Origin of the sequence: Vibrio sp. YYF0003 (assembly GCF_036350715.1) — a bacterium.
In the GTDB taxonomy this organism is placed as follows: domain Bacteria; phylum Pseudomonadota; class Gammaproteobacteria; order Enterobacterales; family Vibrionaceae; genus Vibrio; species Vibrio natriegens.
Genome location: NZ_JAZDWA010000001.1, coordinates 1026065 through 1046160, shown reverse-complemented (window position 1 = coordinate 1046160; position 20096 = coordinate 1026065). Strand labels below are relative to the sequence as shown.

Genomic DNA, 20096 nt, shown 5'->3' with positions numbered 1-20096 from the left:
TTATACACCTCATCAGCAATACTAAAACTTAGTTATTCTAAGTTTTAGTGGTGGATTGTGATTACAAATATTCAACTATACCCTGATGAATCGCTCGAAAGCTTTCTGTTGCGACTATCGCAAGAGCAAGGGTACGAGCGATTTACCCATTTTGCAGAAGACATCTGGTATCAAACACTTAATGAAAATGAGGCGATGTCAGGTGCTTTCCCACTAGAGCTTAATTGCATCAACATTTATCACGGGCATACAACCAGCGAAATGAGAGCGCGTGTCCTCATTGACCTAGAACGCCGAATTAAACTCAACGACTTTGGTGTTTTACGTTTGGCCTTAATGCACTCAAAAGCCAATTTTTCACCAAAATTCAAAGCTGTGCATCGTTTCGGTGTGGATTATCCCTTTTCCTTTCTGAGAAAGAGATTTACACCAATTTGTCCTATGTGTTTGGGTGATGCGCCGTATATACGACAGAATTGGCAGTTTATACCTGTTCAATCATGTGCGGAGCACGGCTGCAAGTTGCTCCATCAATGCCCAGAATGCGGTTGCCGACTTGAGTATCAGAATTCAGAGCGCATTCAATATTGTGAATGTGGTTCTAACCTTGCCGAAGCTGAGGCAAAAGTATCGTTTGAAAGCGAGTTGATGGTAGCTCGCTGGCTAGCCGGAGAGTCACCTATGGAAGAGGGCGTCATGAGCAAAGATATGACAACCTCAGAGCGCTATGGTTTTTTGCTTTGGTACGTGAACCGCTATGGCGATCTAGAAGATATCAGCTTTCATGCCTTTGTAAAATATTGTGCAGAGTGGCCAAAACCATTACACCACGAACTGGATAAGCTGGTAGATAAAGCTGATGTAATTCGAGTGAAGCAATGGAGAAAGGTATTTTTCAGAGAAGTGTTTGGGGAATTGTTGAAAGAGTGCCGCGAACTCCCAAGTCGTCAGTTAAGTAAGAATATTGTGTTAGTTGAGATTTTACATTATCTCACTCGTTTAGTTGCCGACAGTTCCTCGTCGCCTAAAGGAAATATCGCAGATGTTTTGTTGAGCCCGTTTGAAGCGTCTACGTTGCTTTCATGTAGTACAGATGAAGTATATCGTTTGTATAATTTCGGTGAGATTCAAGCAGCATTTCGACCGAAAATACACACTAAACTAGCTCGCCACGAACCAGTATTTACTTTGAGAGGAATGATAGAGACTAAGTTGGTTCGTATGTGTTCCGAGAGTGATGGCCTTAGTGTCTATCTCTCGAACTGGTAATTCAGGAAAGTAATAACGATGAAGCTAAGTGATGTATTGCGAATTGAAGATGAAGTGGTCAAGCAGACGACGTTGAAAAAAGTATTCATGCCTTATAGTGAAGATATCGAAATTGATGGCTGTGAAAAAGAAGCTTTAATCATACTGCTTAACTTAAGTTACTACCCCAAAGGAACGAAGCATATTAACTGGCTGGGTGATGAACGAGCGCTAGGTTATCTAACAGAGCAACGCAACCTAACTGCCTCGCTGGCTGAGATACAATGGTTCCACACTCACAACCTAAAATACCCAGATTGCCGAGTAAGTAGACAGAAGATTATTGGTGAACCTCTTCCTACAGATGACGTTTTCATTTCAAGTGCTACGTTGAAGCCAAGCTTAGGTTGGGCGCATAATTCGGCTGATTATCGCTACACTATTTGGTTGCTGAATTCTTTCATTTGGCAGTCTCAACCCGCCAATATTCTTACCTTAATAGAGCAACAAAACCCAATTTGGTTAGACTTGCTGAGGGCCTTTGGTTTGAGCGAAAAGTCGCTTGAACGCCTTAGAACCGAAATTGAGTTGCAGCTTTCCTCACAATCGTTTCCTCGCTATGTTGATCCGTACTCTAAGCAGTTGCGTTTCCCTTGGAACGGAGATTATTTATCGATTACTCCCGTTGTGAGCCATGCGATGCAACGGGAATTGGAACATCGTTATCGAAACGGAGAGAGTCATCTCAAGTTTGTAACTCTGTCATTCCCTAATTCAGCAAATATCGGGAATTTATGTGGCAGTGTGGGTGGCAATATGCAAGTACTGAATTACCCATTAGATGTGCCGTCATCGACAAATAGGTCAACATCAAGAAAAACTCTAGCCGACAGCAGGCTAGCGAGTGGTCTGTATTTTGATGATTTTCAGCTAACGAATGAAAAAATATGTAAAGTTCTAAGTCGTTTGACTGGCACAGAAATATCTACAACGCACAAACAAAGAATTAAATCGAGAAAAGATCAAAGTAGAGTTTTGAGAAAGCAGGTTGCCTTATGGATGCTACCGTTAATTGAACTGCGAGATCGTATCGATAGCGATAACCGAGAGGGCGTTATTGAAGAGCATGAAAGCTTGGTTCAAGACTTTCTAACGCTACCTGAATTAGAACTACCCGCGCTGGTAAACCAGTTCAATCAGCGCTTACATTTTGTATTACAAGAGAATAAATTTACCAGAAAATTTGCTTATCATCCTAAACTGCTACAAGTAGTTAAATCTCAGATTGTTTGGGTTCTTAACAAGCTGAGCAAACCTCAGGAAGATGAAGTTAGTGGCCAGGGTGAACAGTATATCTACCTTTCTTCACTGCGGGTGCAAGACTCCCTAGCGATGAGTTGTCCATACTTATGTGGTGTTCCATCACTCACAGCTATTTGGGGCTTTGTTCATCACTATCAAAGAGAGTTCAATAGATCGATTAACAGTGATGTGTTTTATGAGTTTGCCGGCTTTTCGATATATGTGCGAAGTCAAAGCATTACTGTGGGCGCGAAGTTGACGGAGCCCAATTCAGTAGAAAAAGTCCGAACCCTTTCAAATGCAAAGCGTCCAACGATTCGAACTGATAGGTTTGCTGACTTAGAAATAGATTTAGTTATATGCGTAAAAAGCAATGGCAGATTATCGGATTACCGCGCAGCACTTAAGTCTGTACTCCCGCTTTCTTTGGCCGGAGGCTCTTTGTTCCAACCTCTCATCTCATCAAAAATCGACTGGCTGAGAACGTTCGATAGTCAATCTAGTTTGTTTCATGCATTAAAGGGCTTACCAGCTTATGGACGGTGGTTATACCCCTGTGAGCTGCAACCTGATAGTTTTGATGAATTGGAATCGACTTTGGATCAGAATAATGGCTGTCTACCAGTCTCAAATGGTTACCATTTTTTAGAATATCCTATACCTCGAAACAATGCCCTTACTGCTCTACACACTTATGCTGAAAATACGTTGATTGTAGCTAGGCAGATTATCCCTATAGATATGCGTTTTGCCGGAAGTAAACACTTTTTTCAGGAAGCTTTTTGGTCGCTAGAATGCAGTTCAACAACTATTCTTGTAAAAAAATACAAGGAATAGGATATGGAACTGTGTAGTCAACTCAATTACGTGCGGTCTATTTCTCCAGGGAAAGCGTATTTTTATTGCTTGGCTTCGAATGGCGATAAGTGCCCGTTAGCGATTGATAGAACCTACCTCCGAGCATCAAAAGGCGGGTATGAGGTAGCTTATCAAGGTAGTTCATTTGTTCAAAAAAATGTAGCACCTCAGAACTTATCTTATTCCAATATTCAATTTATTGAGGAATGCTATGTTCCACCAATGACCAATGAAATCATCTGTGAGTTTTCACTTCGAATTAAAGCTTGCTCGTTACATCCTGATGTATGTAGTGATGATAAAGTGCGCGAGCAATTAAGGTTACTTGCCAAAATTTATAAAGAACTGAACGGTTATCAAGAACTGGCTTATCGCTATGCGAAAAATATACTGCGCGGGAAGTGGTTGTGGAGAAATAGAGATTGCCGTTGTATTGTGATCCAAGTAATAACGAGTGATGGTGAATCCATTGAAATTAATGATGCGACAAAGCTTTCTTGGTATGACCACTGGGATAAACAATCAACTCAGAGCTTAGAAAAATTAACAGGCTATTTGTCCAGAGCGTTGTCTGACAGTTCTAATTCTCAGCGCTTCTATATGGATGTGAAGGCTATACTGTCAGTCGCAGGAGGGGATGAAGTTTATCCAAGCCAGGAGTATATAGAAGGCAAACAAGAGGGGTTACCCACAAGGCAGTTGGCTAAGGTGTCTTTACATAATGAACAAGAGACGGCTGCATTTCATGCTCAAAAAATTGGTGCAGCATTGCAGTCAATTGATGATTGGTGGCATGAAAATGCAGATAAGCCGTTAAGAGTGAATGAGTATGGGGCTGACAGGAAATATGTGATTGCAAGACGTCACCCATTATTAGGTAATGACTTTTATCAGTTGATTCGGGGTACCGAAACGTGGATAGAAGTAATGAATGAATCTCAATCCATACCTAATGATGTTCATTTTATTATGTCGGTACTTATTAAAGGTGGTTTATTCAATTGCTCAAGCACCAAATCTAAATCTAAATCTAAATCTAAATGAGGGTATGCTGATGGACAGAAGGTATTACTTTTCGATTCGTTATATTCCTTCATATGCTGACTTTGAACTCTTGGCTGGTCGCTGTATATACCAGATGCACTTGTTTTCAGTTAACAATCCTAAGGTGAAAAATAAAGTGGGAGTTTGTTTTCCTCGCTGGAATACGAAGGATGTTGGTGACATGATCGCCTTTGTTATGGAAGATAAAGAAGCGCTATTGGGGCTAGCTTTCCAACCTTACTTTTCCAGAATGATAAAAGAAGGTTTATTTGAACTTTCGAAAGTTGATGAGGTTCCAAAACTGTCTTCTGAAGTGAGGTTTGTAAGAAATCAAGCGATTGGCAAGAGTTTTATTGCTTCTAAGAAACGAAGGATGAAACGTAGCATGGAGAGGGCCAAATTATTGGATGTAGAGCATACCCCGGTTGCGGTTGAAGAGCGTGTAGTGGAACATTATCACCGCATTCCAATTTCTAGTGGTTCATCTGGCCAGGAGTATGTATTACATATTCAAAAAGAGTTTTCACAATCAAGGGAACAACCTAATTTCAACAATTACGGCCTAGCCACAAATCAAGAAAAAAGAGGGACGGTCCCTGCGCTGTATATTTGACCATTTTTTGAAGTTCACATTTATTTTACGATAAAACAGTGGGTTACAGTAAGAGGCAAGAAAAGGGTAATATACGAATTGTTGTTTATTCTAATAGGAAAATCATTAACTTATAGTCTATAATTTATAGTGACCTGCCGAGTAGGCAGCTAAGAAATAGCAGGTCTTTAAGGGGCATGGCCGTTGGTAGTGACCTGCCGAGTAGGCAGCTAAGAATATGTTTAAAAAATACTCAGGTAAAACCCTACCGAATAGGTAGTTTGAATTTTATCATTTATAAAAGGCAGATATAGTGGTTCTGCCTTTTTTGTTTCTCGGTGCATATTCAGGAGCAATCCGGCCACCGCTTCTCGCTGGGATTCCCCGACTCCCATCCCCTCTGTGTCAGCACAGTTTTATGCCCGGTTGATAATTCCAAACTTCGAGCTGAGGGCTCACTCACTGAGGGTGGGCCAGAAGCACTTGAGAACCTTACAGCATTGGTGCTCATCGTTTACGGAACTGCGTAGAATGCGTTTTTGTCCTCTAATGTTGATTGTCTGGCTAACTCAATTGCTTCATCAATAGTAAGAAGTCTTTGATGTACATCCCACCCAACATCAAGACTATTTTTATATGGCTCAAGGTGCCCATGACAATGTCCAAAAAAATGAAACGAGTTCGAATAATGCGAGCGATTCCAAACTCTTAACGGATAGTGATTGAGGACGATCAGATTCCCGTTGAAAGAGAACTCGAAATGATCGTAACACGGAGTGTTTGAAAGTTGGTTTCGTAAGACTTTAGAGTGATTACCAGCGAGGTGGATGACTTTGCCTTTAAGGCGTTTTAAAATTGCCTCACACTTGTCTTGTGGTGCAAAAAACATGTCTCCAAGATCAATTACTACATCATTATTGGAAACTACAGAATTCCAGTGTTCAATAATCGTCTCATTCATATCTTCTATAGATTTGAATGGTCTAGTATTTGATTGATACTTAAGGATATTGTTGTGATAAAAATGCAAGTCAGAAGTAAGCCAAATTTTACCATTGAGGTTGTCACTTCGCAGCTTTTGCCCGAATTTGATATGCACCAGAATACTCTATAGCTACTGTATAAAATGACACTCTAACACAATAAACTGACATGATGATAAATCTCATGCCTAGCTCACTGTTGTCCAGACGCGTGTAGCGACTATCACAACTAGCGCCGATCACAGCGAAACAACAGTGAAACAACCTGTTTCTACACGATTCTGGCTAGCAAATTTTTGCCCCAAACCTTTTTAGCACAAGAATCAGGACTCATTTCTTTTGTCATAACTTGGCCTATTTTTGGTAATGCTAAAAGTGGCTACGATACTGGTGGCTATTCAAGTAATAATGCCGAACTTCAGTCACAGTTTATTCAACAATTACCCTATATAGTAACTTGCATATAATCAATACACTGCTCCGATTATAACTACAAGCATATATAAATCGCCCCCATGGAGGTCTCTATGCCCCAGAATTATGATAGACATATCAGTAATTTGACCAAAGACACTTACGCTTTGATATTGGCAGGTGGTCGAGGTAGTCGTTTATTTGAACTCACTGATTTTCGAGCAAAACCTGCTGTATATTTTGGTGGTAAGTTTCGTATTATCGATTTTCCACTATCAAACTGTTTCAATTCAGGTATTCACCGCGTAGGTATCGCTACACAATACAAGTCGCACTCGTTGATCCGTCACATTAGCCGCGGTTGGGGAAGCCTTAGGGCTCAACAATTTGTTGAAATTTTACCTGCTTCACAACGAACGGGCGATGACTGGTATGCTGGTACAGCGGATGCGGTATATCAAAATATTGATATAATTCGTTCACATAGACCCAAGTACATTCTAATTCTGTCTGGTGACCATGTATATCGTATGGACTACGGCACTCTACTAGCGGAGCATGTGGCAAATAACGCAGATATGACAGTCTGTTGCCTAGAAGTTGATACTGAAGAAGCTGCAGGTAGCTTTGGTGTTCTGACCGTAGATTCCAAAAACAAAATAGTCGCTTTTGATGAGAAACCAGCTCAACCTAATGAAATTCCGAATAAACCGAATAAGTGTTTGGCTTCAATGGGCAATTATTTATTCAATGTTGATTTTCTTTTTAACCAGTTATTAAAAGATGTGGATGTCCAAGGATCCACCCGCGATTTTGGCCACGATATCATTCCTTCAATCATTAATGAGAGTAATGTTTTTGCTTACTCTTTCAAAGATCCAGACAGTGAAAATCAGCCCTACTGGCGTGACGTGGGTACACTTGACTCATTTTGGGAAGCCAATATGGAACTTGTTACACCTAAACCACAACTTGACCTTTATGATAAAGACTGGCCGATTTGGACATATCAAGAACAGCTTCCACCTGCTAAATTCATTTTTGATAATGATGAACGCCGTGGTATGGCCGTAGATTCAACGGTTTCTGGAGGGTGCATTATTTCTGGTTCAACTATTAGAAAATCATTGTTGTATTCAAGTGTCCATGCCCACTCATACAGTCTTATTGAAGAGTCAGTACTGTTGCCTGGCAGTCAAGTTGGTGAACACGCTAAACTGAAGCGAGTTATCCTTGATAGTTATTGTTGTATCCCGGCCGGTTTGAGCATTGGTTATGATAAGGAACAGGATGAAGCCAATGGTTTTCGTGTTACGAAAAAAGGAATCACCCTAGTAACTAAAACGATGCTGGAAAATCTTGCTAAATAAACGTACTGAATAATTTTTTCGAAATACGAGTCAAAGACATCGCATGGCTAAAAATATGGCACACGAGTACAATTAGTCTGACACCCAAATTATGGTCTTATCTTCACCACTCGGAGATAAGATCACGTTCCACCTAAAGACATACCCCCGCGGCTAACAATTGTTTCATCCACAAAAATCGAGAAATTGGTGTGTTAAAAAGCGAACCTTATGATGAATTTTAAAATAAGAATGCCCCCATTTCTTCTTAGATTTATTACTCATAACATTCCCGGTCCCTCGTGGTTAACCAAAATTCTTTAATGATTCAATATGGTTCTGGTTGAATATTGGTGCGCATTGACTTACGGTCACTTATTCGGAGGTGGTACACACTACCTTATGAAGCTAAATGTGTAATCGAATGTAAGGAGGCTTTCATGACCAATAAACATAAAGGTTCATGTCTTTGTGGTGAAGTGAAGTATGAGCTTTCAGGTGATTTCCAGTCTTTCTTTTTGTGTCACTGTACTCACTGCCAAAAGGATACTGGTTCTGCTCATGCTGCAAATCTATTTGCTACAGCGAACACGTTAACTTGGTTACAAGGTGAAAGTGACGTTAAAACCTACCATCATTTAAATTCAATGCATGCAAAAAGCTTTTGTCAAAAATGTGGATCTGCACTTCCCACGGTTGATGAAAATATTAATAGTGTCGTGGTTCCTGCAGGTAGCTTAGATAGCCCAATTTTAATTGAGCCCACAGCTAAAATCTTTGTTAGTCGTCGTGCTAACTGGTCTAAGCATTTGGATAATATTCCTAACTATGACGAATCACCGGAGCATGTTAAGAGCCAAACACATACGAAATTTTAGGTTTCATTACATTTAGCACTTGATAACTCAGAAGCCCCTGAAAGGGTGCCAACCTTAGATTTAATACACATTTCTTTTGTCATAAATTGAACTTATTTACCTAATAGCAGATTGTATATCAGGGGCTATATGGAATGTAGACTGTTTTCGTAAAACCACAGCGATAACAATCAAGAGTCAAAGACTGCGGGCAATACAAATAAGCTATATTTTGCAGGACGTTAGTTTTTTTCAAACTTGTCGAACGACTCAAAATATCACTGGCTGAATAGTCTATTCTGTCTTTGAGAACAATATGTCTGAACGTTTAATACTAGGCTTGGTATCGAAACGTAAAGCGGTGATATCGATAGGGTCTAGAACTAAAACTTCCAAAATAAGTAAATTTTAAAAGGTACTTTTTAATGAAAAAAACGTTACTAGCAACGGCTTTACTGGCTTCCACAGGTATTGCTCCTGCAATAAGAGCTGCGGAGGCAGAACAGCCCAATATTTTAATTATATTCCCTGATGATGTCGGTTGGACTAACGTCAGTGCTTATGGGCGTGGGGTGATAGGTTATGAGACGCCAAACATCGATCGCCTAGCCAACGAAGGGGTGATGTTTACAGAGCATTACGCTCAGCCTTCCAGTACGGCTGGTCGAGCCGCTCTAATTACTGGCCAGTATCCTATACGTAGCGGTATGACTACCGTTGGGCGTCCAGGTGCAAAACTGGGACTCAATGCTAAAACTCCGACGTTAGCTGAAGTCCTAAAAGAGATGGGCTATCGTAGTGGCCAATTTGGTAAGAACCACCTTGGAGACCGAAACGAGCACCTTCCTACAGTTCATGGTTTTGATGAGTTCTTTGGTAACCTTTACCACTTAAATACTGAAGAAGAACCGGAGCAATATGATTATCCAAAAAATCCTGAGTTCAAGAAGAAGTATGGAACCCGCGGCGTGCTGCATTGTTACGCAACCGAGAAGGTTGATAAGACCGAGGATCCACGTTTTGGCGTAATGGGTAAACAAAAGTGTGAAGATACTGGGCCGCTAACCACCAAACGTATGGAAACTGTGGATGATGAATTTATTGCAGCGGCGGAAAATTTCATGCAAGAAAGCAAAGACAGTAAGAAGCCGTTTTTTGTTTGGCTGAATACTAGTCGCATGCATATGTTTACCCACCTTCGAGAGTCTCGTCGTTACTTAGCTGCCGACACCAATACCGAGCATGACGCGTATGGTAGCGGAATGATTGAACATGATATGCAAGTCGGTGAATTGCTGGACTCGATGGAGGACATGGGCGTCCTCGATAACACGATTATTGTTTACTCTACTGATAATGGGCCAGAGCACAGTGCTAAAACGCATGGTGGTACAACACCATTCCGTGGTGAAAAGATGACGACATATGAAGGTGGCGTTCGGGTGCCTATGATTGTTCGCTGGCCGGGACATATCCCTGCAGGAGAAATCAGAAGAGGCATTCAGTCACATATGGATATTTTCACCACTTTAGCGGCAGCAGCTGGTGTTCCCGATGTTCATGAAAAAATGCTGAAAGAACGAAAACAGTTTATTGATGGTGTGAACAATCTGGATTATTGGAAGGGGGAAACCAAAGAAAGTTCCCGAGATAACTTCATTTACTACTATGAATCCAGCATTAAAGCCATACGCTATAAACAATGGAAGTTGAATTTTGAAACCAGTGAAGACTACTATGAACCGTATGTAAAACAGAAGTTTCCAATCATTTTCAATTTACATATGGACCCATATGAGTCTTTTTCTTCAACATCTGACCGTTCGCAAGCACTCCAACGTAAGCAATGGTTGAATGAGCCTGTTCAAGAGCTATTGATGGAGCATATCAAGTCACTGCAAGATTACCCGCCAGTGCAAAAAGCTGATACGCACGACTTTAGTGAACTAATTAGCGAGCTACAGAAGGGTCGCGAATAACTAAGGGTTATTTTTGGAGCCTATTCAAATATGACTAGGCTCCAGTTTTCAGCTGAATTAGTGTAGTGGCTTATGGCAGATATATATTTTTCCTTACTTAAGGTAATTCTATTGTCTCTAAGTGAATAAGATACTTTAAGCAAATTTTGTCCATGGGCGTTTAAGCTCGTGCTATCCGACAGCGATCGAAACTGGAACTGTTGCATTCATAGTCAGACTTTATGTTGACCAATAGCACCTAAGAGGAGGTCAACATGAGAAAGTTATCTTCAGGAAAATGTAGCGGCATAAAAAGGCCATTCAAGCTTGAAGAAATCTGGCGAATCAGGACTAGACTTGAGCTTGAAAACGACCTGATGCAGCTTGCTCTGCTAAACCTAGCCATTGATAGTAAGCTAAGAGCGAGTGATTTACTAAAGCTGCACGTATACGATGTTTCTTCGCAAGGAGTGATTTATGAAAGGGTTCAATGCATCCAGCAAAAAACGGGTATTGATGTGCACTATGAAATTACTCCTAGGACGCAGCAAAGTATCAGTCGATGGATCTACTCCGCATCCTTATAAGCCAGCAGCTTTTTATTTCCAAGTTGTCGCCGTAAAGGGCAACCAATCAGTTACTCATTTTATCGTTCAATTATCAGGTGTTGGGCTGTAAAGCTCAGACTATTATGGGACTCATTCAATGCGTCGCACTAAAGCCACGTTGATCTATGCCAGAACAAAGAACATCAGGGCGGTACAGATTTTACTAGGGCATTCTAAGCTCGATAATACAACGCGCTATCTGGGTGTTGAATTGGAAGACGCTCTAAAGCTTTCAGAGCAAACAGACTGCTAGTTAGCATAAAGGCTTTTCTAACTCTGAAAAGCCTGTGCCCCATTGCGTGTTTCAAATTGGGTAGTACATCTCTGTAAACCCGCACCAATTATGCTCAGTTTTAGTATAGTAATTACACCCAATGTGCACTAAGTTTTATTTAAATATATTTCATATTGCATGGTTAGTAGTTTTAATAAATGCAATAATTCAGTTAGGTTGATCACTTATGTATACAGTAACAAATGATGAATTATTACCAGTTATTGAAAGAATAGATTGCTATTTCGTCTCATCGTCAATGGGTAAGAGGTCTGATGCGTACGATTGCTTGCCATACTATGCATACAAAAATGGATTTGTGTAAAGACGCCCACTTATTGTGTGCATCTGGTGAATGGTATTACGGCGAGCAGCCTGCCGAGCTAAGAGAAAGCCAGTTTTTCCGTGACATCGAAAATCTACATCGATTATTGCATGAAAGTGCAGCGGCAATGCTCCGGAGTGAAATAGACGGCAAAGCAATCAGTAAGGACCAATTTGATTCATTTTATTACAATCTTGATGAATTCGTGGAAGTACTCGAAAATTTAAAAAAAGAAATCAATACATTATTATACAATCGTGATCCACTAACTGGCGCATATAATCGCCGCTCACTTAATGATGAGCTTTGTAAAATTAAGCAGTTGATCTCTTCAGAAGTTAATAATGCATGTATTATTATTTTTGATCTTGACCATTTTAAATCAATAAATGATCGTTATGGTCATCGTGCTGGAGATCAAGTATTAAAGCAAACGATAGAAGTAGTGAACCGAAATATGCGAAATCTTGATAAGGTACTTCGATACGGAGGCGAAGAGTTTGTTATCTCGCTAATCCAAACAACGCTAAAGGATGCGTATAAAGTTGCTGAGCGTATGCGAAGTGACATTGAGGCAATGGAAATACTGGTAGCAGAAACAACCATTAAAGCAACAGCTTCATTTGGAATAGCAGAAATAATTTCAAGCGCAAATATTTTCAACGCTATTGAAAAAGCGGACCAAGCACTTTATCAGGCCAAAAGAAATGGCCGAAATCAGGTTTTAATATCAAACGATTGACACATCCCAAGGAAATACTAATGCAAAGTTTTCCGATCAGGTTGAGCTCAAATTTCTGGCACGAAAGTGCCTCTTTCAGAGTTACGCCTAGTTGATATATTATTTCACCTAGCGGTGATTTGACATACTTTTGGTCATACTAGAAGTGGCTACTATATTGGTGGCCATTCAGTAATCAGTTAGTCGCCAATTTAGTCAAGTTACTAAAACACATTTGTCCAGCATTGAGCGAGTTATCGTCACTAGATCTGTTTTGCCCCAAGATGAGTTTCAACAAAACTATTACCTTCGTGCCAAAAGCATCTTTTGACCTACCTTTTCTAATATCTTTGTGTGCGAAGGTCTTGAGCCACAGGCTGTTGTGTAAAACTATTTGTAATTTGGATTTTCATTTATTCTTACCAAATAAAACAAAGTGATACATACATTAACTCGGCATTTTCTGCAAACTTATACAAAAAATGTCCAGTAAAAAATACTCTTCGCACTTTCAGAAATTGGAGATTTCAGTGGCAAAAGAACTAGAGCTTGTTTGTCGACATTATGTTGACCACTTTTAATTCTCTAACTTTAAATAAAAGCCACCCCAAGGTGGCTTAACTCTTAGTAACTAATTGAATTAAAAATGGTAATCAACTGTTAGGAATACTTGTTGAGAGTTATCCACTTTTGTATTTTTTTCGTCGTAGTCTTGCTCTAGGTAGCGATAAGTTAAATCTGTTGACCAGTTTTCATTGATTTTATAGGTAGCACCTACTTGTCCACCATAAACAAAATCTGTTGAGCTATGGTCGTTAATATCGTTCTTCGCTACGCCGGCTGACGCACCCACAAAAACACTGATGTCTTTGTATACTGGAACCATGTAGTCATAAGAAGCTAGAAAAGAGTGCTGTTCAGATTTATCCATGTAGCCATAAGTCCCCATTACACGATGATGGTCATTGATGATTGCACCACCACGAAGTTGAGTCGTTACGTCTTCACCATTTTGGTCATGAGATAGGTGATCATTTTGGTAACCTACGCCCACACCTGCGAACCAGTCGGTGTCAGCGGCGAATACAGGTGATGCGGCCATTGTTGCAAGAATGATAGCTGAAGCTGCTGCGAATTTTTTCATATTATGTCTCCAAAAAGAATATTTTGTCCCGCTAACGGGAGGCTATTTTTGCTGTCTGAGGTCATAATATTTAAATATGTGACTAATGAACAATCGCATATGTATGATCCAATCCTCTGTGGTAATTGGAAGTAAATAACCTGATTTGCTCATTACATTTAAATCCCTATAAATCATTGACTTATGAAACTCACACTGGTCTTAATTTGACGAAATAGACAAAATCTATAGTAAAATATCGTTGAAGATTTTTTAAAGTTTTCATTTTTAGTGTGTAAAATACTATTTTAACAATTTCTTATTCTTAAAAGGATACTAGATTGATGAAGGTTTAGCGTTCAATGTTCTCCTGTTTAACTTGTTTTCTAAAGAGATGTGTGAATATATGAGCCTGAGAGTTTTAAGCGGGTTTTTATTGACAATACAGCGAGTGTGAGTGAACTGTGAGGGTGTTGTTTGCTGATGAAAGCTAGAGAAATATTGGCTATAGAAAGGAGCGTTGTAATAAATAAAAACCTCATTAAACATTGCATTTAACGAGGCAGATATTTCGGGTGTTTACGCTTTGCTAGGCACTCTGAATAAGTCGCTGAATACTTTGGCTATCATCAGAGCGAGCAAGATATTTGTCAGCATAAGAAGCGGTGTTTCTATTTTATATACCGGCGTTAGGTTTAAAGCTCCAGACGTAAGTACGACTAACAAGTTAATACCCAGAACTCGATGTATCATCAGTTTTGGCGTTGAAAAGATGTTCCAGATAACGATGACGTTAATGAAATAGAATAATGCCAGTTGCCACAACTCGGTCAATAATGGCATTAAAAATACGTATTGAAGTAAAATGACCGTTCCGGTCCCAATTACGCCCAAAAAACCGTCTTTGAGAACGCTAGGGGGCATTGTGGGTAAAACACACGAGAATACCCCAGCTAGCAACGGGAATATAAAGCCTCCAGGTATCGGTAGATATATCCAAATTAATGTAGATGTGACAAACATGATCACACCTTGGAGAACTTTACGACCATCTTCATTAAGGTGCTGGAGAAAACTGCGTTTTTCTTGCTCCCAAGATGTCTGAACGTGTTGAATCACAAGATCGTTCTGGTTATCAACTAGTGAGTATTGTGGCTTGTTTGCATCAAAGTTCTTTAGTCGTTCTATCAGCTTTTCGTCGTCGAGGTTATGTTTTGTATTGGACTCGGAACATTCAACCAAGGTTGCTTGAATATGAGCGAGTTCATCTACTCGATTGCGCCAAACTTTCCTATGTTGTTTTAAACGATAACTGCCTGTAAGTGGTAGATTTAAGAGTTGGTACAGCTTTTCAATGTTTGCTGTATTCGACTCCAAAGATTCAGTGAAGACTGAGCCTGGATTTGTGACCGATTCGAGTAATGTAGAGCGAACGGCCTCAAAACATTTGAGGAAGTGTTGTTCAGTATTAACTGGCCATACGAGTCGATAAACCACAGAAAAAGTAATCACGCCTAATATGGTTTCTTGTACCCGTAACAACGCAAAATGGAATGTTGCTTGGTTATCAAACCCACCCATACAAGCGATGATGGAGCAGACAGAAAACCCCATCGTAAATACATAACCATATTTGGCATCACTTGACATGAAAATACATACCCCAAGAAATAGGGTAAAAAAGGTTAAGAACAAAAACTGATCTTGAGAGAACATAGCAATGAGAAAAAAAGCGTATCCGATACCTACGACAGTCCCAAGTAATCGGTTGTAGCCTTTGTTCAGTGAATGCGCGAAGCTCTCGTTTAATGCCATGACGGCAACCGCAATCGCCGCCCAGTATGGTTTTTCCCATTGAAACCACAGGGCGAGGCAAATGGCGATAACAATAGAGAGTGCTGCTTTTATCGCTTCTTTCGTCGAGGCATTAAACATAGCAATCTACCTAATTAGTTTTTGATGATTTTAACGGAAGCCGTCATACCCACGCGTAACTGTAGATTTTCGGGGATTTTGTCTAGCGTCACTTTGATCGGAATGCGCTGAGCTAAACGTATCCATTGAAAATTAGGGTTTACGTTAGGCAATAGATCGTTACCTGTACTGCCATCTTGCTTAGCGATGCCGTATCCAATACTCTTGATTTTACCCTTTAATACCACGTCATCGTGCATGAGCAAGGTGACGTACGCTTTGTCTTGTGGGTCGACACCAACTAAATCAGTCTCTTTGAAGTAACCCTCTATCCAAAAGCTATTTTCATCAATCAAAGCGACCACTGGTGAGTTAGCTACTACTTGTGAACCAACGCGCAGGTTTAGATTGGTAATATAGCCATCGGTAGGTGCATAAACTTTGGTAAAATCGAGATTTAGATGCGCTTCTTCTACAGTGGCTTTTGCTAGCTCCACATTCGCCATCGCCGTTTCGACCGCATTACTTAAATTATTCAGAGTCAGCACTGGCACTGCGCCGGGAGTACGCTTTTGTAGTTTTAAGGCACGCTGCTCTTCATTTTTCGCTTTAGATAACAGTGCGACTGCTTGTTTCTGACTTGCTAACGCTTTGTTGTAGGTCGCTTGATAAATACTCGGATCAATCTCAAACAATAGATCGCCTTTTTTAACCTTTGAGTTGTCAGTCACGTAAATATCGGTGACTTGTCCGGTTACGCGAGGCGTTATTGAGACAATATAAGCACTAACTTGGCCATCTCGGGTCCAAGGGTTATTTTCGTATGTTTGGTAGTAGCTGTAAAACACAGTACCAGCGGTACAAAGTAATAGTAGAGTGATGAAATAACGTTTAATCACGGGGATCGCCTTAAAATATGGTGATGAACTGACCAACGAGGCCTGTAAAAATAACTATCAGACTTATCTCGGCTAACGCTGGGAAGGCAATGTACTTATGAAGCCCCAGTTTGGTTGCTATCGATCCCACTAACAGCGTTAGTATGTAAGCCAATGCGATAACCAGTAGTAGCGGAGGGAAATAGACCTCTCCCCAGACAAGTTCATGTGGCATTATGCTCATTGCGTTTATCTCTGTTTTCTTGATGAATGAAAAGATAAGGCAATCAGAATAGAAGAGGTAATCGCTTTTGTATGACAGTATCCACCAAAAGCCAAAATTTATAGATATGTGTCTATTTTATGATGGGTAAGGCATTGTTGCTGCGCGTATTTTCAATGCGTCGTTCCCAACGGCGATGAGCTATAAGCGTTATCAAAACAATGCTCCCTCCGATTAAGTTCTCTTTGACGGGGCGCTCGTTGAGAACTAAAAACAGCCAAAGAGGACCAAGTAATAGCTCTAGCAAGAGCACTAAGGACGTTTGTCCTGCTGGTAAATAATTGGATGACTTAGAGATCAAAAAGCCAGACAGTGGAACTACTACACAGCCAAGTAGAGCCATATAAATAAATTGTAAAGCGCCTAGAGAGCCAGGCACCGCACCATTCATCATTGCGACAGCGGACATAACTAAACCTCCAATCACGAGCATTATGAGACCGTTTACACCACGATTTTTTCTCAATGCTACGAGATAAGAAGCCGATCCCACAGCGGCAATGAGCGCGTAATAATCCCCTTTGGCTTGACCTACACCTAAACCATGTTGAAAAATTATTCCTATTCCCAACATGGAAACCATCATGGCAACCAGTAAAGCTGTTGATAGTTTTTCATGGAGTACGATGAAGGCGATGAAAGAGGCAAACAGCGGGGCAGTATTAAATATCGCTAAAGTGCTTGTCGCGTCTGTGTTGTTCATCGCCAGAACAAAGAAGATGGTTGCTATCGCAAACGAAGACCCACCGATAAGGTCCACAATGGAAAGTGATCGCTTAGCATCGTATGTATGCTTACTAGATGCAAAATATTTGAGTGTGATAATGGTTGCCGATAAGAAAAGTCCTCTCCAGAAGACCAGATTCCACGGTGAACTGTCGACTAACCTAACCAGAAGACTGTCGAAACTCAATATAAACACACCACAAAGGGCATAGAGAGTACCTATCTTTTTGTTCTGCATTTTATAACCTCTACGTGATGTGTAGAAAAGGCGGACTAAGCCCAATAGCGATCATGAGTAAACGAGATAGTGAGCCAAAGATGGTTACTCAGTGGCTTTAGGCACGACTCGACATCAACACGGATTTTGTCCAGTTCCTGTATCTCAAACATTCGAGAAGGGGTGGTATCGATAAAGGTTATATCGACGAAGAGCTGTCGACCGGTTTTTGTGATACGCGCGACATGATCGTCAAATGAATAGCGTGACGAAAGTGGGCGCAATATGTCCTCGATTTCCTGTTGAACCGACTCATCGGGTGCCATGACAAGTAGTTCTTTGATGCTCTTAACCAATCTTGTGATAGGAACCTTAATAAAATAGAGCGTTGCAAGAATCACGGATATTGGGTCGACGTAAGAAGCAAGGTGCTTCAGAGAATCAGTTGTCATCATCAGGTGGCTAATGACAAAAGAAACGACCACCAGAAGACTGAATATCGCATCGACTAACCATTGTTCACACTCGGCTTGTATGAGGTCGTTCTGCTCCTGACTGCAGTACTTTAAGTAGCCCCAACTGCTTAAACAAATTAATGCGGTGATGAGACCATAAGCAATGCCCGAGAAGCTTTCATTATTTTCTGCGCCTCCGTTATGCAAAACCAATACGGCGCTCACAAACCCATAGAGGCAGATAGAAATAATGACGAACGATTTAACCAGGTTCACTAACGGTTCAACAGCGGTTCTACCCATATGAAAACTGCTCTGATGGAATTGGTTTGAGTCAAAGCTATTGTCTTTACTTATCATAACCAGTGCGTACATCGTCATCATCGAGAGCAATATCGACACGCCAGAATATATCGCATCGAAAAGAATGATCCCCGATTGTATGAGGAGTCCCCATACCACTCCTGCCGTCGTATAGAGACAACCCATCGTTATGGAAAATTGGATAAGTTTTTTGTCATTTGTACTGTTACTACTCATTATTTGAATCTTGTGTTTCTTTTTCTATGATCAACCAAACCGGAACTGCACACATCAGAAGTAGTAAGCTCCACATCCCCGCAGTAGGACCACTTCCGTAAATAGTCGCAACAGAAAATACGAATGCGATGGCGCCAATCGGAATATAAGCGTTTATATTTAGCACACGAGAAAGCTTATCTTTTTTGACAAACAAAATGCCTTCTACCACACAACAGAATACATAAGGGATCATGGCCGCATCAGTCGACAGGTCGACAATTAGATTGTAAAACGTGGCCATTGCCTGGCCGCCTGACACATCGACGATTAACAGCAAGCTCGATAGGGTAGCTGAAATTAAAATGCCGTACTTAGGAGAACCAGCACGGTTCACTTTCGCAAACACTTTGGGCATGGCACCGTCTCGTGCTGCCGCCATAGGAACCTGACCCATGAGTAACGTCCAGCCATTGATGGCACCTAAGGAAGAAATAACTGCGGCAATCGATATAATGGTAGCCGCCGTTGGTCCCCACATGACGTGAGCAGCATCGGCAAACGGCGCAGTGGAATGAATCAGAAACTCTCTTGGCAGTACCCCCAGTACTACGGTTGTCCCCAAAATATAAATTAGAGAAGACACCAAGGTACCGACAATGGTGGCGCGTGGAATGGTTTTATCGGCATTTTCTACATCGCCAGCAGGCACGGTCGCTGATTCAATACCCAAGAAAGCAAACATCGTCAACGGAGCGGTTGCCGCTAGAGCGCTAAAGAACGGCTTGTCACTTGGGTTTAATACGGCAAAGTGACTCCAGTCCACCCAGAATAACCCAAAGATACTAATACCAATAAACGGGATCAGCTTGGTGTAGACGGTGACCGCCTGAAACATACCGGCTTCTTTGACACCCTTGATATTAATCGCAGCAATTAACCATATAGCGCCGAGGCCAATTAGAACGTTAACGCCACGCAACTCATGAAGGAAAGGGAAAAGATTATTGAGATATCCAACCAAACCAGCAGCCATGGCGGGTAAAGAGGCCCAAATGGAAATCCAGTAACCCCAGGCCACTAAAAAGCCAGTAAATCGGCCAAAACCTAGTCGTGTGTAGGCATAGGGTCCACCTGTTGATGGGGAAATTCGTGCTAGTCGGGCAAATACAATGCCAAGACAAACCGCAGCCATTGCCATTAGGCCCCAACCAATAATCGCAACCGATCCGTAAGGGGCGAGTGCGGCAGGAGCTATGAAGAAACCGGAGCCAATCATATTACCAATGATCAAAGCCGTACAGGTCCAAAACCCTAAAGACTTTGTTTTGGCGGGTGTGTTATCAGTCATCATAAACCTTCATTGGTGTGTCAATTCAACAAATATTTGAGGGGATTAAACAAGCCCACCGGAAGTTATCTCCAACAGTGGGCTTATTGTTCAGAGT

16 protein-coding genes and 1 pseudogene are annotated in these 20096 nt (G+C 41.1%); 9 read left to right on the top strand and 8 right to left on the bottom strand.

Annotation, left to right across the window (positions count from 1 at the left end):
* The first annotated feature begins 57 nt into the window (after positions 1 to 57).
* The 4 genes from V1U08_RS04580 to cas6f are packed head-to-tail and all read left to right on the top strand — an operon-like array spanning position 58 to position 5065.
* Positions 58 to 1269, top strand: a complete 1212-nt coding sequence (locus V1U08_RS04580) for a TniQ family protein (protein ID WP_330470043.1) — start codon at positions 58 to 60, stop codon at positions 1267 to 1269.
* Between the two features lie 18 nt (positions 1270 to 1287).
* The gene (locus V1U08_RS04575; RefSeq protein ID WP_330470042.1) at positions 1288 to 3387 is read left to right on the top strand and encodes a type I-F CRISPR-associated protein Csy2; all 2100 of its coding nucleotides are present in this window, start codon (positions 1288 to 1290) and stop codon (positions 3385 to 3387) included.
* Positions 3388 to 3390: 3 nt separating this feature from the next.
* Positions 3391 to 4452 carry a type I-F CRISPR-associated protein Csy3 gene (gene csy3, locus V1U08_RS04570; protein ID WP_330470041.1) on the top strand — a complete coding sequence of 354 codons (1062 nt, stop codon included), beginning with the start codon at positions 3391 to 3393 and terminating at the stop codon, positions 4450 to 4452.
* 10 nt (positions 4453 to 4462) lie between these two features.
* Positions 4463 to 5065, top strand: coding sequence for a type I-F CRISPR-associated endoribonuclease Cas6/Csy4 (gene cas6f / locus V1U08_RS04565; protein WP_330470040.1), 603 nt, complete (start codon positions 4463 to 4465; stop codon positions 5063 to 5065).
* 493 nt (positions 5066 to 5558) lie between these two features.
* On the opposite strand, the gene V1U08_RS04560 is transcribed toward cas6f, so the two are convergent.
* Positions 5559 to 6143 carry a hypothetical protein gene (locus V1U08_RS04560; RefSeq protein ID WP_330470039.1) on the bottom strand — a complete coding sequence of 195 codons (585 nt, stop codon included), beginning with the start codon at positions 6141 to 6143 and terminating at the stop codon, positions 5559 to 5561.
* Between the two features lie 411 nt (positions 6144 to 6554).
* On the opposite strand from V1U08_RS04560, the gene glgC reads away from it, so the two are divergent.
* The 5 genes and pseudogenes from glgC to V1U08_RS04535 all read left to right on the top strand — a co-directional run bounded on the left by glgC (position 6555) and on the right by V1U08_RS04535 (position 12554).
* A complete protein-coding gene (glgC, locus tag V1U08_RS04555; RefSeq protein ID WP_065302754.1) occupies positions 6555 to 7811 on the top strand; it encodes a glucose-1-phosphate adenylyltransferase in 1257 nt (418 codons plus the stop codon).
* 419 nt (positions 7812 to 8230) lie between these two features.
* Positions 8231 to 8668: a GFA family protein gene (locus V1U08_RS04550; protein ID WP_330470038.1), complete on the top strand. Its 438-nt coding sequence runs from the start codon at positions 8231 to 8233 to the stop codon at positions 8666 to 8668.
* Positions 8669 to 9072: 404 nt separating this feature from the next.
* Positions 9073 to 10626 (top strand): arylsulfatase, encoded by a 1554-nt coding sequence (locus V1U08_RS04545; protein ID WP_330470037.1) that lies wholly within the window; start codon positions 9073 to 9075, stop codon positions 10624 to 10626.
* A 254-nt stretch (positions 10627 to 10880) separates the two neighbouring features.
* Positions 10881 to 11466 (top strand): annotated as a pseudogene (locus tag V1U08_RS04540) (tyrosine-type recombinase/integrase).
* A 257-nt stretch (positions 11467 to 11723) separates the two neighbouring features.
* Positions 11724 to 12554, top strand: a complete 831-nt coding sequence (locus tag V1U08_RS04535) for a diguanylate cyclase (RefSeq protein ID WP_330470230.1) — start codon at positions 11724 to 11726, stop codon at positions 12552 to 12554.
* Between the two features lie 619 nt (positions 12555 to 13173).
* Here the strand turns inward: V1U08_RS04535 and V1U08_RS04530 are convergent.
* The 7 genes from V1U08_RS04530 to V1U08_RS04500 form a co-directional block, all read right to left on the bottom strand.
* Positions 13174 to 13677, bottom strand: coding sequence for a porin family protein (locus tag V1U08_RS04530; RefSeq protein ID WP_014234784.1), 504 nt, complete (start codon positions 13675 to 13677; stop codon positions 13174 to 13176).
* Between the two features lie 558 nt (positions 13678 to 14235).
* Complete coding sequence (locus V1U08_RS04525) at positions 14236 to 15591, bottom strand: FUSC family protein (RefSeq protein WP_330470036.1); 1356 nt, start codon at positions 15589 to 15591, stop codon at positions 14236 to 14238.
* A 14-nt stretch (positions 15592 to 15605) separates the two neighbouring features.
* Positions 15606 to 16469, bottom strand: coding sequence for an HlyD family secretion protein (locus V1U08_RS04520; protein WP_014234797.1), 864 nt, complete (start codon positions 16467 to 16469; stop codon positions 15606 to 15608).
* Positions 16470 to 16479: 10 nt separating this feature from the next.
* The gene (locus V1U08_RS04515; protein WP_014234796.1) at positions 16480 to 16692 is read right to left on the bottom strand and encodes a DUF1656 domain-containing protein; all 213 of its coding nucleotides are present in this window, start codon (positions 16690 to 16692) and stop codon (positions 16480 to 16482) included.
* Positions 16693 to 16804: 112 nt separating this feature from the next.
* Positions 16805 to 17695 (bottom strand): DMT family transporter, encoded by an 891-nt coding sequence (locus tag V1U08_RS04510; protein WP_330470035.1) that lies wholly within the window; start codon positions 17693 to 17695, stop codon positions 16805 to 16807.
* Positions 17696 to 17730: 35 nt separating this feature from the next.
* The gene (locus V1U08_RS04505; protein WP_014234794.1) at positions 17731 to 18669 is read right to left on the bottom strand and encodes a cation diffusion facilitator family transporter; all 939 of its coding nucleotides are present in this window, start codon (positions 18667 to 18669) and stop codon (positions 17731 to 17733) included.
* On the bottom strand, positions 18662 to 20002 hold the full coding sequence (locus V1U08_RS04500) for an amino acid permease (protein WP_202796687.1): 1341 nt from the start codon (positions 20000 to 20002) through the stop codon (positions 18662 to 18664). The genes V1U08_RS04505 and V1U08_RS04500 overlap by 8 nt, the downstream gene beginning before the upstream one ends.
* Between the last annotated feature and the right edge of the window lie 94 nt (positions 20003 to 20096).

What these genes read in the sequence shown, in the direction of transcription:
- V1U08_RS04575 (WP_330470042.1), top strand. Translation starts at nt 1,288, where the DNA reads ATGAAGCTAAGTGATGTATTGCGAATTGAAGATGAAGTGGTCAAGCAG.
- csy3 (WP_330470041.1), top strand. Translation starts at nt 3,391, where the DNA reads ATGGAACTGTGTAGTCAACTCAATTACGTGCGGTCTATTTCTCCAGGG.
- cas6f (WP_330470040.1), top strand. Translation starts at nt 4,463, where the DNA reads ATGGACAGAAGGTATTACTTTTCGATTCGTTATATTCCTTCATATGCT.
- glgC (WP_065302754.1), top strand. Translation starts at nt 6,555, where the DNA reads ATGCCCCAGAATTATGATAGACATATCAGTAATTTGACCAAAGACACT.
- V1U08_RS04550 (WP_330470038.1), top strand. Translation starts at nt 8,231, where the DNA reads ATGACCAATAAACATAAAGGTTCATGTCTTTGTGGTGAAGTGAAGTAT.
- V1U08_RS04545 (WP_330470037.1), top strand. Translation starts at nt 9,073, where the DNA reads ATGAAAAAAACGTTACTAGCAACGGCTTTACTGGCTTCCACAGGTATT.
- V1U08_RS04530 (WP_014234784.1), bottom strand. Translation starts at nt 13,677, where the DNA reads ATGAAAAAATTCGCAGCAGCTTCAGCTATCATTCTTGCAACAATGGCC.
- V1U08_RS04525 (WP_330470036.1), bottom strand. Translation starts at nt 15,591, where the DNA reads ATGTTTAATGCCTCGACGAAAGAAGCGATAAAAGCAGCACTCTCTATT.
- V1U08_RS04515 (WP_014234796.1), bottom strand. Translation starts at nt 16,692, where the DNA reads ATGAGCATAATGCCACATGAACTTGTCTGGGGAGAGGTCTATTTCCCT.
- V1U08_RS04510 (WP_330470035.1), bottom strand. Translation starts at nt 17,695, where the DNA reads ATGCAGAACAAAAAGATAGGTACTCTCTATGCCCTTTGTGGTGTGTTT.
- V1U08_RS04505 (WP_014234794.1), bottom strand. Translation starts at nt 18,669, where the DNA reads ATGAGTAGTAACAGTACAAATGACAAAAAACTTATCCAATTTTCCATA.
- V1U08_RS04500 (WP_202796687.1), bottom strand. Translation starts at nt 20,002, where the DNA reads ATGATGACTGATAACACACCCGCCAAAACAAAGTCTTTAGGGTTTTGG.